The sequence below is a fragment of the Corynebacterium sp. HMSC061H03 genome (assembly GCF_001838215.1).
Taxonomy (GTDB): domain Bacteria; phylum Actinomycetota; class Actinomycetes; order Mycobacteriales; family Mycobacteriaceae; genus Corynebacterium; species Corynebacterium jeikeium_D.
The window spans coordinates 100,297-113,939 of the sequence record NZ_KV836066.1; the positions used below are offsets into that span (position 1 = coordinate 100,297).

At 60.1% G+C, this 13,643-nt stretch carries 11 protein-coding genes; all 11 read right to left on the bottom strand.

Features of this window, described 5'->3' with window-relative positions; genetic code table 11:
• Position 1 precedes the first annotated feature (1 nt).
• Positions 2-1,117 (bottom strand): M24 family metallopeptidase, encoded by a 1,116-nt coding sequence (locus tag HMPREF2787_RS05150; RefSeq protein WP_070858575.1) that lies wholly within the window; start codon positions 1,115-1,117, stop codon positions 2-4.
• An 89-nt stretch (positions 1,118-1,206) separates the two neighbouring features.
• A complete protein-coding gene (locus HMPREF2787_RS05155) occupies positions 1,207-3,993 on the bottom strand; it encodes a DEAD/DEAH box helicase (RefSeq protein ID WP_070858576.1) in 2,787 nt (928 codons plus the stop codon).
• A gap of 24 nt (positions 3,994-4,017) precedes the next feature.
• On the bottom strand, positions 4,018-5,244 hold the full coding sequence (tatC, locus tag HMPREF2787_RS05160; protein WP_070858577.1) for a twin-arginine translocase subunit TatC: 1,227 nt from the start codon (positions 5,242-5,244) through the stop codon (positions 4,018-4,020).
• Positions 5,245-5,262: 18 nt separating this feature from the next.
• Entirely contained in the window at positions 5,263-5,574 is a 312-nt protein-coding gene (tatA, locus tag HMPREF2787_RS05165; RefSeq protein WP_070858578.1) for a Sec-independent protein translocase subunit TatA, read from the bottom strand.
• Between the two features lie 74 nt (positions 5,575-5,648).
• The gene (locus HMPREF2787_RS05170; RefSeq protein ID WP_070858579.1) at positions 5,649-6,680 is read right to left on the bottom strand and encodes a helix-turn-helix transcriptional regulator; all 1,032 of its coding nucleotides are present in this window, start codon (positions 6,678-6,680) and stop codon (positions 5,649-5,651) included.
• On the bottom strand, positions 6,680-7,708 hold the full coding sequence (locus tag HMPREF2787_RS05175) for a helix-turn-helix transcriptional regulator (protein ID WP_070858580.1): 1,029 nt from the start codon (positions 7,706-7,708) through the stop codon (positions 6,680-6,682). The genes HMPREF2787_RS05170 and HMPREF2787_RS05175 overlap by 1 nt, the downstream gene beginning before the upstream one ends.
• 46 nt (positions 7,709-7,754) lie before the next feature.
• Positions 7,755-9,215, bottom strand: a complete 1,461-nt coding sequence (gene pafA, locus HMPREF2787_RS05180; RefSeq protein ID WP_070858669.1) for a Pup--protein ligase — start codon at positions 9,213-9,215, stop codon at positions 7,755-7,757.
• A 69-nt stretch (positions 9,216-9,284) separates the two neighbouring features.
• The gene (locus HMPREF2787_RS05185) at positions 9,285-9,479 is read right to left on the bottom strand and encodes a ubiquitin-like protein Pup (protein WP_005510795.1); all 195 of its coding nucleotides are present in this window, start codon (positions 9,477-9,479) and stop codon (positions 9,285-9,287) included.
• A 60-nt stretch (positions 9,480-9,539) separates the two neighbouring features.
• On the bottom strand, positions 9,540-11,117 hold the full coding sequence (dop, locus tag HMPREF2787_RS05190) for a depupylase/deamidase Dop (protein WP_070858581.1): 1,578 nt from the start codon (positions 11,115-11,117) through the stop codon (positions 9,540-9,542).
• Entirely contained in the window at positions 11,110-12,687 is a 1,578-nt protein-coding gene (gene arc, locus HMPREF2787_RS05195) for a proteasome ATPase (protein WP_246824211.1), read from the bottom strand. The genes dop and arc overlap by 8 nt, the downstream gene beginning before the upstream one ends.
• 107 nt (positions 12,688-12,794) lie before the next feature.
• The gene (locus tag HMPREF2787_RS05200; protein WP_049170556.1) at positions 12,795-13,637 is read right to left on the bottom strand and encodes a tRNA (adenine-N1)-methyltransferase; all 843 of its coding nucleotides are present in this window, start codon (positions 13,635-13,637) and stop codon (positions 12,795-12,797) included.
• Between the last annotated feature and the right edge of the window lie 6 nt (positions 13,638-13,643).

The window sequence follows — 13,643 nt, forward strand, 5'->3', positions numbered from 1 at the left end:
ATTAGACGGTAATTAAATCGTGCGGACCATTATTGACAGATTCTCCGCCGTCTTCGGTGACAACGATGATGTCTTCCAGCCGCATACCGAACTCACCCGGCAGGTACACACCCGGCTCCACCGAAAACGCCATGCCAGGCTCGAGCTTGAGCTCATTGCCAGCCATAATGAACGGCTCTTCATGCGTGGACAGGCCAATGCCATGACCAGTGCGGTGAATGAAGTACTCGCCGTAGCCCGCAGCGGTGAGGCTATTACGCGCAATCGCATCGATCTCTGCAGCCGTCACACCGGGGCGCACCGCCGCCACGGCAGCTTCCTGCGCCTTGCGCAGAGCCGCCCACGCTGCAGCTTCCTTCTCCCCCGGCTTGCCGACGACATAGGTGCGCGTGCAATCGGAGTGGTAGCCAAGCGGCAAGGCGCCTCCGATATCGACGACCACCACGTCGCCTTCCTCGATGACGCGGTCGGAGAAATCGTGGTGCGGATTCGCACCATTTTCAGCGGAGCCGACAATGACGAAGTCAATGGCGACGTGCCCCTCCTCCAGGATGGCAGCCGAAATCTCATCGGCGACCTCGCGCTCAGTGCGACCTGCGCGCAGCATACCCGGCACACGAGCGTGAACGCGGTCAATAGCGGCGCCGGCCTCGCGCAGCTGATCAATCTCAGCGGCGTCCTTGCGCATGAACAGTTCCTTCAGAAGGTCTCCGGCCAACACAGTCTTAGCTCCGGTGAGATCCTGGATAGGAATCAAGTGGTCAGCGGTCAACGACGCCCCAATTGCGAGAGTGCCCACGTGGCCGACTAGGTCGGCGACAATGCGGTGTGGATCCTGACCGTCCTCCCACAACACCACATCGGCGTTGAGGTCACCGATTGCACACAGCGGCAGGTCCCCCCGCTCCACAGCGGGCAATACCAGCGTGGTTGTGCCGGCTGCGGTGACTACCAGCGCGGTGAGACGCTCATGCGAAGTGACCGCAGAACCGATGAGATACTGCAGGTCAGCTCCGGTTCCAAAGACTGCAGCGTCTGCATCGCGGGTGCGGAGTAGTTCCGCGGTGCGATCCAGACGCTGCTGATAGATGTCAAAACTAAAGATACCGTTGCTCATAGTTGCCAACTGTACCCGTCGGCCTGTGCCCGTCGCCGGTTGAGTGGCCTCGGGGCGACGAGGCTTCGGCTGACCAACGTAACCGGCAACTAATTGTTCAGCGCCACTACGCCCCTGCGAATTGCCTGAATAGCCTCGGCGGACTTGTCGCGAATGTCCGTGGAGTAGCCCGTCTTCTTGATCTGCTGCAGCAGGTCAATGACCTGACGGCACCAGCGGACAAAGTCGCCCGGGGTCAGCTCCGCGCCACTCTCGGCGGCGGCTTGCAGGCAGTACCCCAGCGGTGCACCCGCAGTCCACTGATGAATTGCCGTAGCAAAAGCCATATCCGGCAAGTCCGTTACCGGCAGCCGGTAACGGCGCTCATCCTCCGACAGTTCCTCCCAGATGCGGTAGGTGTTCCCCAGCGCCTTGGCCAGCGGCTCGGTAGGCACCTCGTCACTGCCTTGACTGGCCTTGCGGTTTTCAAAGACCAAGCTCGACACCGCACCGGCCAGTTCCGCGGGGTCCAGGTCATCCCAAATACCGCGGCGCAGACACGTGGCCACCAGCAAATCCGAGCCGTTGTGAATCTGCGCCAGCCGAAGGCCTTCCTCGGTAATTGTCGGCTCCGCGCCCTCCGGCCATTCCACGTAGTCCATTTGTGTTAGCAACTGCAGCATGCGGTCGAATGTGCGCGCCAATGTATCCGAGGCGGAATCGACGCGCTTTTGCAGCTTGGCCACATGCGCCTCGGCCTGCCGCAGCGTATCGGCGTGACGAGCCATCGTCTCCACCGCAGGATCGCCATGTAGCGGATGCTCGCGCAGCTCCTGGCGCAACTTCCTCACCGCCGGCGAGTTGCCACCAGTGCGACGCTTCAGCCTCTTTGGTCCCTTTAGCCCCTTGCGGCCAATCTCTGCGCGCACAATTCCGAGCGCACGTCGCGGATGCCGGTCCGCATCCCGAGGCAGCTTAATCGCGCCGACCGTCTGCGGCGCCGCTGGGAAGATATGCGGCTCCACACGCCCCACGAACCCGCCGACACTGATGACACCGGGACGTGGATTCGACTTCGAATGGTCCTCTCGGTACACCACCGCCAACTGCACCTTCTTACCCTTCGGCAGCGGAATAACCTCGCCTCGACGGAGTCTGCGCAGCGCGGTCACTGTTTCCGTATGGCGGTCTTCAATATTGCGGCGCTTGGCGTTCTTCTCCTCCTGGGTCAGCTTCGCGCGCAGATCCAGGTATTCAAGCATCTGGGTTAGGCGCTCGTCGTCACGCGAACTGCCTTCCTCGCTTGACGACGACGCTTCAGCCTCCGACCCTTCAGCGTGTGCGTCGGCTCCCCTGCCGAGCAATTCCGCACGCAGGGCCGCGGCTTCCTGCTTGGCCTTGGACAGTTCGGCGGCGACTCCGACAATGTCGCCATCCGCCTGGAACTGGGCGAATGAGCGCTCCATGACGCGCTTCGAGCCTTCGTAACCGAGCGTCTGCAGGAGGTTGACGCTCATGTTGTAGCTCGGCGCGAAGGTGGAAATCAGCGGGTATGTGCGCGTAGATGCCAGCCCTGCGACAGCCTTCGGATCCATTGCCGGGGCCCACTGCACCACTGCATTGCCGACAGTGTCGATACCGCGGCGGCCAGCGCGACCGGTCATCTGCGTGTACTGACCCGGCGTGAGATCCACATGTGCTTCGCCGTTGAACTTGACCAGCTTCTCCAGCACGACCGTGCGGGCAGGCATGTTGATGCCCAGCGCAAGCGTCTCGGTGGCGAAGACAACCTTGACCAGGCCTTCGTTAAAGAGCTCTTCCACAATGTGCCGGAACGCAGGCAGCATGCCCGCATGGTGCGCCGCAAAACCACGGATGAGAATGCGGCGCCAGCGCAGGAAGCCGAGAACCTGCAGGTCTTCCTTCGGAATGTGCGCAACACCGTCATCGATGATCTTGGCGATGCGCTCCTGCTCATCCCGGTCAGTGAGCTCTGCGCGAGTAGCGCCGACCTGCGCCAGCGCGCCTTCGCAGCCCGCGCGGGAGAAGATGAAAACAATTGCGGGCAGCATGTTCATGGAACCGAGCATGCGGATAACATCGCCGCGCTTCGGCGGGCGGAACTTGCGCTGCCCCTTATCGCCCCAGCTATACGAGCGTCCACCGCCCTTGTGCTTTTTGTACTGGTAGCGCTCCCTGGCCCCAGCGTCGCCGTAGCCGAACTCGGCACGACGGCACGCCTCCAACAGGTCCTGATTGACCTTGTCCGACTTCGCCTCGAAAAGCGGATAGAGCCGGTTTCCCACCAGCATGTGCTGATGCAGCGGAACCGGGCGCAGATCCGTGACAATGACGTCCGTGTGCCCGCGCACCGTGGACAGCCAGCGGCCGAACTCCTCGGAGTTGGACACCGTCGCGGACAAACCGATGACGGCCACGGACTGGTCGAGGTTCAAAATAACCTCTTCCCAGACAGCGCCGCGCTCGCGGTCTGCGAGGTAGTGAATCTCGTCCATCACCACATGCGTGAGTTTCTTCAGCGTCGGTGAGTTCGCGTAAATCATATTGCGCAGCACCTCGGTGGTCATCACCACGATGTCTGCGTCGCCGTTAATCGAAGTGTCGCCAGTGAGCAGGCCCACGCGGTCTTCGCCGTAGTCCTCGACTAGGTCGTGGTACTTCTGGTTGCTCAACGCCTTGATAGGTGTGGTGTAAAAGCACTTGCCGCCACGCTCAAGAGCTGCATAAATAGCGAATTCGCCAACAATAGTCTTGCCCGCGCCGGTGGGTGCACAGACGACAACGCCCCGCCCTGCCTCAATTGATTGGCAGGCGCGGAGCTGAAAGTCGTCAAGGTCGAAATCCTGTTGGCTGACGAAATCGCCGAGAAGAGTCATGCCTCTAGAGTGTCATAAACCGCGCTAGAGAACATCATCAAAGTCGCTCGTCGGACGATTTCGCAAGTCCTGCGTCGGCATCGGAGTCTCCGGAATCATGCCGTGTGGCCGTGGTGGACGCGAATTGCGAGTAGGACGCATCTGGGATGCCCGCGTCGGCGTCGGCGCGTTCACTGGCGTGGGGCCAGAGACCGGAGAGGTCGTCGGGGCCGCTGATGCCGTCGGCATGCCGCCCGGCTGAATCGACGTCGGCGCACTTACTGAAGTCGGGGCGTCAATGCCGCCCACGTCACCGATACCGCCGGCGGAGCCAATCGGGCCGGACGCTGTAATGGGTCCGGAGCCTTGCTCGTCATCGACGTCCAACCACTCCGGTCGCTCATTTGCTTTACGACGGTCATGGAGACGACAAATCTGGATTGCGATTTCCACCAGCAACGTCAGTGCCGTTGCCATTGCGACCATGGATATTGGTTCCTGCCCCGGAGTCATGAAGGCCGCAAAGATGAACAGCGACATAATGATGATGCTGCGCTTGTCCTTGATGCTCTCGTAGGTAACGACACCGGCCATGTTCAACATGACCAGGAAAAGCGGAACCTCAAAGCTCACGCCAAAGCAGACGATGAGCGCCAAGAGGAAACCGAAGTATTGCGAACCGGTGAGTGCAGAAATTTGCGTCTCTTCACCAATCTGGAGCAAGAACTCCAGACCGATGGCGACAACGTAGTAGGCCAGGACGGAACCCATGACAAACAGCAGCGCGGCGGCAGTCACAACTCTGCGCGTGGTGCGGCGTTCCTTCCGAACCAAGCCGGGAGTGATGTAGGCCCAAATCTGGTAGAGCCACCATGGCGACGACATCACCAGACCGGCCAGCGCACCGACCTTCAGACGCAGCATGAACATTTCAAACGGACTGGTCGCCAGCAGACGACACTCCGCGCCCTCACCGCCGCCGAGACGCATCTCGGGTGGAAGCTGACAGTACGGATCCTTGAGCAACTCACCCAGGGACTTAAAGTGCACAGGGCCAACATTGACCGAGGTAAACGGTATGCGGAACTGACCAATGGTAAAGGCGGTCTGATACCAGATAAAGCCCACAACAGTGCCAACGGCAATACCAGCGAGGGCGAGAACGAGGCGACGCCGGAGCTCTTGAATGTGCTCGACAATAGTCATCACGCCCTCGGGATTGCGCCTACGCTGGCGCTTCCGAGGACGTGATGTGGATGTAGCTGAAGTCACGCTTCAACCGGCCTTCTACTACTGCTGCGGCTGGCCAGGGTTGTTCTGGCCATGCTGCGGCTGGTACGGCTGCTGCGGCTGAGCCTGCGGTGCCGGCTGCTGGTACTGCTGCTGCGGCTGGTACGGCTGCTGTGGCTGGGCTTGCGGAGCCTGCTGAATTGCAGCCTGCTCCTGGTGCTCGTCATCGTTGCGCATTTCCTTGACTTCGGACTTGAAGATACGCATGGAGCGGCCGAGCGAACGTGCGGCATCCGGCAACTTCTTTGCACCAAAGAGCAAGACAAGAACGACCAGGATAATGATGATTTCCCAGGGACCTAGGTTCGGCATCCGCTTAGAGACCTTTCGAATGAATACAAATACAAGTGGCAAGTTGCCACATCGTGCGCGATTAAAGCTTTGATTTAAGCCTTGTCGTTTCGACCATACTCTGCCAAAGCTTCGCGGGCTCGCGCAACAACGGCGTTTTTCAATTTTAAGGGCTCAGCGACCGTTACGCTCGGTGAACGGCGGAGCACAAAGGAGCCTGTTGCGGCCAAGTCGGACATCGGCACGTCAGCGCCATATTCCGACTGCCCTAAGCCTTGGTCAGAGACCAGTTCGGTATCCTCTTCTTCTCCCTCATCTTCGGTAAAGAAGACCGGTTCATAGTCTGCGATCCAGGTGGCGTCGGCGTCGATACGCACACTTGCCCATTCGGACGTTCCCGTTTCCGCACCAAAGGCGTGGGGATCACGGATATCGACAGGCTCTGGGCGGTGGAAACCGGCGGGAGTGTCGAGGACCTCGGCGGCCTCCAGGCGGTCGACGCGGAAGCTCTTCTGGCGACGGTCTTCCTGCGCACGGTCCACAGCGCGGAGGTACGTCGTGGACTCAACTGTATAAACGTTGACACAGTCAAGCTCACGGACTGTAACCTGCCCTGAGGCATTCCGGTAGCGCACCTTCAACACCTTGCGCTGATGCAGTGCGGCGTAGATCTGCTCAGAATAGGAAAAGGATTTGCCATCGTCCGCGGCGGTCGAGTCAATAATGGGGACGTTTGTTCCCAGAGCACTGCGTAGTTTCGTCGCAGCCGTCTGCGCGGCCTCGGAGGAAATGGCGGCCGCGGAGTCCTCGATGGTTTCCAGGATGAGCAGCAAGGTCGCGGTTTCTTCGGCGGTCAGAGCACGCGGTTGGCTAAGTACGGTCGCCTGAGGGCGAATACGGACATCAAAGCTGTTGCGGTAATCAACTTCAAAAGCCCGCACTCCGAGGAGTCCCGGCTGGTCGATGTCGGCAATCTGCTCCACGATTGCCCGAATTCGGGCAAAAGGTATGGCCAGCTCGGTAGCGGCCTCTGTCATTGAACGGTGCTGCGAAAAGTACGGTACGACCGCCAACAACTCGTCGACACTGACATTCGCGTCAAGTTCCCGGGCTGCATGCACTGTCATTAGTTGCCCTCCAAAGCGTTCTTCGCACCATTCGATCCGCCATGGCGAGCGAGTACCTGCTCCAACCGAGCAATAATCTCCGACCGTGCCTCTTCAGGTGATTCCACAATCAAATCCGGTGCGTAACTCAAACCTGTGGACACAATCTCACTCACAGGTGCCGCTGGCAGCTTGTAGCGCCCATCCCCCAACGCGGTCGCTTTCATCACCACATCAGCGCAGGTATTCGGAGCGATACGAACAACCGCCTGATAGGTCTTGCCACCGCGGTGCAACATGTTTTCCGCAATCTGTTGCAAGTCACCATCGGGCATTGGCTGGGTCGCCGACGTCCCTGTATCCGACACATCGCGGATACGGCTGAGCCGGAACATACGCGCCGCCTCACGCTGCGGATCAAAGCCCAACACATAAAAGCGCCCGCGCAGGTTAATCAGACCCCACGGCTCCAGCATGCGCAGTTCATCATCCACGCCGTACTGGCGGGAGTACCACATCTCCACTGTCCGGCGCGGCGAGGTCATTGCAGTCAGCAGTGTGCTGAAATCCACTCGACTCATATCCACCGCATCGGCCACCACCACCGACTCATCCGGCTTCGCAATGGCGCTGCGCTGCGCAAACGATGCGAGCTTCCGCCACGCCGCCACAGCCGTCGAGCTCAGCTCCTCCGAACCAAACGCCGCATTCGCCGCCTGGAAAACTACCGAAGCCTCCGCTTCAGTGAACTCGGGGTCGTGCTGGGGCCACCGTAGTCTGTTCAGGCGCAGACGCTTGACCTTATCGCCCGCGCTTGACGACGAAACCTCCACCGGGACCCCGGCTGCCAGGAGTGCTGCGGTGTCCGCACGTAAATAACGAGCCCGGGAATCCTCGGAAACACGGGAGTAACCCTCGACATGTTTGGAGATCCACGACTCGCTTACCCACCCGGTGTCGTCGGCAAGCGCCAACAGCAGTTGAACCTGGCGTTGGTTCTCACTGATTGCAGCGGATCCGGGGCTTTCCGATACCGGTGGGACAGACACGACTGTGGGGCTCCTTTTCCTGGGGCAGTTTCCGGGGGGGGCGGAACTAGTTTTCCGGATCCGTATCCGAGGTCTTCTTCGCGGCCGTCAGAATCTCGATCATCTCATTGACCTCATCGTTTTCCGTGGCAAAGGGGTCGCCGAGCATGGTGGAGATGGGATCGTCGCCGGAAATCTTCAGGTGTGTCCAGTCCACGACGGTCTTCAAACTGGAGTCTTCAGCTGCAACGAGGAAATCACCGCGCAGCTTCGCACGAGTAGTTGGCGGTGCGATGCGGACTGCCTCAGCGACCTGCTCATCGGTAATCCACCGCGAGGCAATACCACGGGCTTCCAGCGCGCGGAAGATGCCGCGGCCGGGACGGATGTCGTGGTAGGCCAAGTCGATCTGATGAAGCTTGGGGTCCTCCAGCGTTAGACCGCGGTCCAGGTAGCGCTTCATGAGCGAGTACTTAATGGCCCAGTCAATGTCGTGCTCAATGAGAGACCAGTCACCGGTTTCCACGGCATCGAGCGCGCGACCCCACAGCTCGACAATGCGGCTCATTTCTTCGTTCGACGTGCCGGCACCGGCAATGCCCTTGTCCTCGTTGACCATGTTTTCTTCGCGGACCTTCAGCCACTCCGTCGCAGCGTCCAGGAACTCGCGCTGAATCTGCAGCGCGGTGGCAGTTTTGCCACTGCGCAGTGGAATCTCGGCCTTGCCAGTCATATCGCGGCTCACCGCACGGATGGACTTGATCTCGTTGGCGACCTCGAAGTCCGGCAACTTCACGCCGGCTTCAATCATTTCCAGGACCAGCTGAGTGGAGCCAATTTTGAGTGCAGTCGTCGTCTCACTCATGTTGGAGTCGCCCACGATGACGTGCAGGCGGCGGAATCGGTTGGAGTCCGCGTGTGGCTCGTCGCGAGTGTTAATAATCGGCCGGGAGCGTGTCGTTGCACTGGAGACCCCCTCCCACACATGATCCGCGCGCTGTGAGAAGCAGTACTGAATCGGATCGTTGTGATACGGCGAGGTTGGGTACGGCAGGAAAATCTTCCCCGCACCACAAATGAGCTGTCGCGTAACCAAGAAAGGTAACAGTAGCTTGGACAGGGACTTCAGTCCCAGTTCACGACCAACCAGGTAGTTTTCGTGACAACCGTAGGAGTTACCGACGGTATCAACGTTGTTCTTCAGCAGGTAGACCTTGCCACCGATGCCCTCGTCGGCAAGCTCTGCCTCGGCTTTCTCGGCGAGCTCGTTCAAGATGACCTCGCCCGAGCGGTCGTACGCGACCAGCTGCGAGACCGAATCGCACTCAGCAGTGGCGTACTCCGGGTGGCTTCCGACATCGAGGTACATACGACCAGCATTGGGGGTGAAAATGTTGGTTGCCCCGTACTTAGCGATCACTGGGCGGAACATGTAGCGGGCAATCTCATCCGGCCCCAGGCGGCGCGAGCCATCCAGCGTCAGAGTGATGCCGAACTCGGTCTCAATGCCGGTGATGCGTCGGGTCAACGCCTGCGCCGGTACCGGTGTCGGCGTTGTTTCCGGCTCCTGCTGCCCTACCTGCTGGTCAGTCACTTTTTACTGGCCACCCTTCTGTACATACGAGCGCACGAACTCCTCGGCGTTGTTCTCCAGCAGACCATCAATTTCATCCAGCAGGTCGTCAGCAGCTGCAACGTGCTCCTGAGCCTGACCGCCGCCAGCGACCTCGCCGAACTCTTCCTCGTCGCCTCCGCCGGAACCGCCGCCGAAAACCTGAGTGTTACCAGCCATGATATTGCTCCTTCAAGAAAAACTATTGAGTATTACTGCCTATTGCTGCACTATGCGTGCCTATTGTTCGCGGATAGCCCCGAGCGTACGCAGATGCTCGACCACCTCGGCCACTGTCTCCGCAGACTCCAACACGTCACCGCATTCTGCGGCAGTGAAACGGTCAACTTCATCCAGCGTAATGTAGGCCAGCGTAATTCCAGGCGACTCCACGTCACGAGTGCGCCGATACACCCCCGCGGTGTCCACCACCAAGCTGGTCCAACTGCCCGCGACGACATCTTTGCCAAAGCGGCGCAGAATGCCACCGCGCACATACGCACGTGTGGATTCCGGCGCGTATTCAACCGCGCGGTCGACTTCTTCCTCTGTCACGAGCGTGCGCATCGAACCACGGCGCACCAGCGCATGGTACAGCCCACGAGCCGGATCGATATCCGAGTACTGAATATCAATCAACGCCAACTTCGGGTGGTCCCAGCCCGCGCCCAGGCGGGTACGCAGGCCCTCCATGAGGTTGTACTTCGCCACCCAATCCAGCAGGTGGGCTGCCTTGCGGGGGTCGTCGGAAAGCACGTCGAGCACTTCACGCCAGAGCTTGACGACGTCGCCCTGCTGGTCGTAGCTCTCCACGCGACGCAGGTACTCGTACTGCATTTCCACTGCGGACATCCACGTGACATGGTCTGCCAGCTGCAGCTTCTCGGTGCAAGTCAGGTCTCGGGAGACCTTATGGACGGCCTCGACGGGGTTGCGGAGCTGCAGGTCGTCGAAACGCACGCCGTCCTCGATGGCGTCGATGACCAAACCTGTGGTGCCCAGCTTGAGGAAGGTGGCGACCTCACTCATGTTGGCATCCCCGATGATGACGTGCAGGCGGCGGAAGCGATTGGAGTCGGCGTGTGGTTCATCGCGGGTGTTGATGATGCCGCGGTTCAAAGTGGTCTCCAGCGAGACCTCAGTCTCGATGTAGTCCGCGCGCTGCGAAATCTGGAAACCCGACTCCTGCCCCGTTTGCCCCAGACCTACGCGACCAGCGCCCGTGAACACCTGGCGAGTGACGAAAAACGGCGTCAGACCGGCGACAATGTCATCGAACTCAGTTTCTCGGGAGAAAAGGTAGTTCTCGTGGGCGCCATACGAGGCGCCCTTGCCATCGACGTTGTTGCGGTAGAGCTTCAGCGTCGGACCTGGATTGCCCTCGGCATCGGTGGCTTCGGCGGCAAGCTGAGCTGCGCGCAGCATAATCTTGTCACCTGCGCGGTCAGCGATAACCACCTCGCGGGCGGTTGCCGTCTCCGGTGAGGAGTACTCCGGGTGCGCGTGATCGACGTAGAAGCGAGCACCATTTTGCACCAGCAGGTTTGCAGCGCCGACGGCATTCGGGTCAACAATCGGTGGCTGGTGGTAACGGCGCAGGTCGAAACCACGGCTGTCGCGCAGTGGCGACTCCGGTGCGTAGTCCCAGCGGATGCGCCCCGACAGGCCCTCCTCCTGCTCGTGCGCGAAAGCCAGCACGGCCTGCGTGGAGGTGAGAATCGGGCTGACATCCGGGTTGTCCGGGCTGGAAATGCCGTACTCAATCTCAGTGCCGAAGAAGCGGTTCGGCTGTGCAGAACTGGCGGCGGAATTAGCCATGACGAATCACCTCGACAGAGGCAACGCGCGCCGCCGGCCGACCGGAGATGCGAGCCCACTCATCCGGGTTCGAGGTGTTTGGCAGGTCCTCGTTCTGCGCGAACTCCTCCGCCACTGCGGACAGCAGGTGATCCAAGCTAATACCAGCCTCGCCGCCAGCGATAACCGACTTGATGGCGGACTTCTTCGCACGGTCGACGATGTTGGAAATCATCGCGCCGGAGTTGAAATCGCGGTAGTACATAACTTCGCTGGTGCCATCGGCATAGCGAATCCGCACGTACTCGTTTTCTTCCGTCTTGGCGTACATCCGCTCAACAACCTGGTCAATGAGGTGTGCGACATTCTGCTCCGCCCCACCGCGCGCTTCCACCTCGGCTGCGTTATACGGCAGCTCTGGAGTCAAGTACTTGCGGAAGATATCCTTCGCCGCAGCCCCATTCGGGCGCTCAATGCGGATTTTCACATCCAAGCGTCCTGGGCGCAGAATTGCCGGGTCAATCATCTCCTCGCGGTTGGTGGCACCAATCACGATGACGTTTTCCAGCCCCTCCACACCGTCAAGTTCACTGAGCAGCTGCGGGACCACTGTGTTTTCCATATCCGAGGAGATACCCGAACCACGAGTGCGGAAAATCGAGTCCATCTCATCGAAGAAGACAATAACCGGTTTGCCATCCTCGGCAATGTCACGAGCGCGGTCAAAAATCAGGCGAATCTGACGCTCGGTCTCACCCACGAACTTGTTCAGCAGCTCCGGACCCTTGACATTCAAGAAGTACGATTGCGCCCGCTGCGCCTCCGCCTCGCTCTTGCCTCGGGATAGCGCAATCTTGCGTGCCAACGAATTAGCCACAGCCTTGGCAATCAGCGTCTTACCATTGCCGGGAGGGCCGTAGAGCAGCACACCCTTCGGCGGACGCAGGTTGTACTGTTCAAACAGTTCTGGCTGCAGGAACGGCATCTCCACGGCATCGTGAATCTGCTCAATCTGGCTGTCCAAACCACCGATATCCGTGTAGGTGACATCCGGTACCTCTTCCAGCACCAGGTTTTCCACCTCGGACTTTGGAATGACCTCAAACGCATAGCCCGACTTGCGGTCAATCATCACCGAGTCCCCCGGCTTCGGCGACAAATCCCCCGCCAGAGACACCACGAATTCCTCACCGTGAGTATCCGAGGCCAAAATGCGCTCCCGATCCGGCAGCACCTCACGAACATTGGCGATGTCGCCACTTTCCGGATAACCGCAGTCCTCCACGATTATCGAGCCCTCATTCAGACGCACCTGCGCGCCCGGCCGAAGCGCCCGCTCATTAATCTCCGGCTGCACCCGCAGGCGCATCCGTCGATTTCCGGTAAAAACCTCTGCGGTGCCTTTCTCCGGCCCCGGCTTAAGGAAAATACCGTACGTGCTAGGCGGCTCCAGCATGTCCTCCATGTCTTGGCGCAGTAGCTCTAGCTTGTTACGGGAGTCCCGCAACAGCTCAACCAGGCGATTATTACGAATGCCGAGGTTGTAGTTCTTCTGCTCAAGATCACGGATTTTGTCAGACGGCGTTGTCATGTATCCCAGATTACCCATAGGGCCAGATGCCGTTGCTGCTTGGTCGATTTAGACCGTGTGTCGCATCACGTTACGACGGCTACACCTCCCAGCGCGAAGCGGCGGGTCTAGAGCTTCTTTTGATTTCGTCGCTGTGGACGCGGAGGCACCGTGCCGTCGGCAAGCCTGCGTGCCCACACCAGGAATGCGGTATGTGCCTGCATACGGTGCGCCGGGCGGACGGAGAGATCCTGAACATTCCAGTCGCGGACCAGGGATTCCCAGGCGCGTGGTTCGGTGAAGCACTTCTGCGCGCGGATGCCCTCCATGACTTTCATTAGCTGCGGAACAGTGGCGACATAGACCATGAGCACGCCGCCAGGCTGAAGCACCTTCGAAACGGTGTCCAGGCATTCCCATGGAGCGAGCATGTCCAGAATGACTCGGTCGACCGGGCCGCCGAGCGACTCGACGGAGGCCTCGTTGAGATCGCCCAGGCGCAAGTCCCAGTTGTCGGGCTTGTGACCCATGAAGTCGACAACGTTGCGTTCCGCGTGCTCGATGTGATCCTCGCGGACCTCGTAGGAAATAAGCTGCCCGTCAGCGCCGATGGCGCGGAGCAGGTTGAGGCTGAGCGCGCCGGAGCCAGCGCCGGCCTCCAACACGCGCGCACCTGGGAAGATGTCGCCCTCGACGATGATCTGTGCAGCATCCTTCGGGTAAATCACCGCAGCACCGCGCGGCATGGACAGGACGTAATCGACCAGCAAGTGACGCATGGCCAGGTAGACGGTGCCTTCGCTGGAGGTGACGGTGGTGCCTTCCTTGGCGCCGATGAGGTCGTCGTGGAGGATGGTGCCGCGGTGAGTGAAGAACTTGCCACCCTCCTCGAGGATGACGGTGAAGTGGCGATTCTTCGAGTCAGTCAGCTGGACTCGGTCGCCGACTTGGAATGGTCCGCTCAATGCCATAGGTGT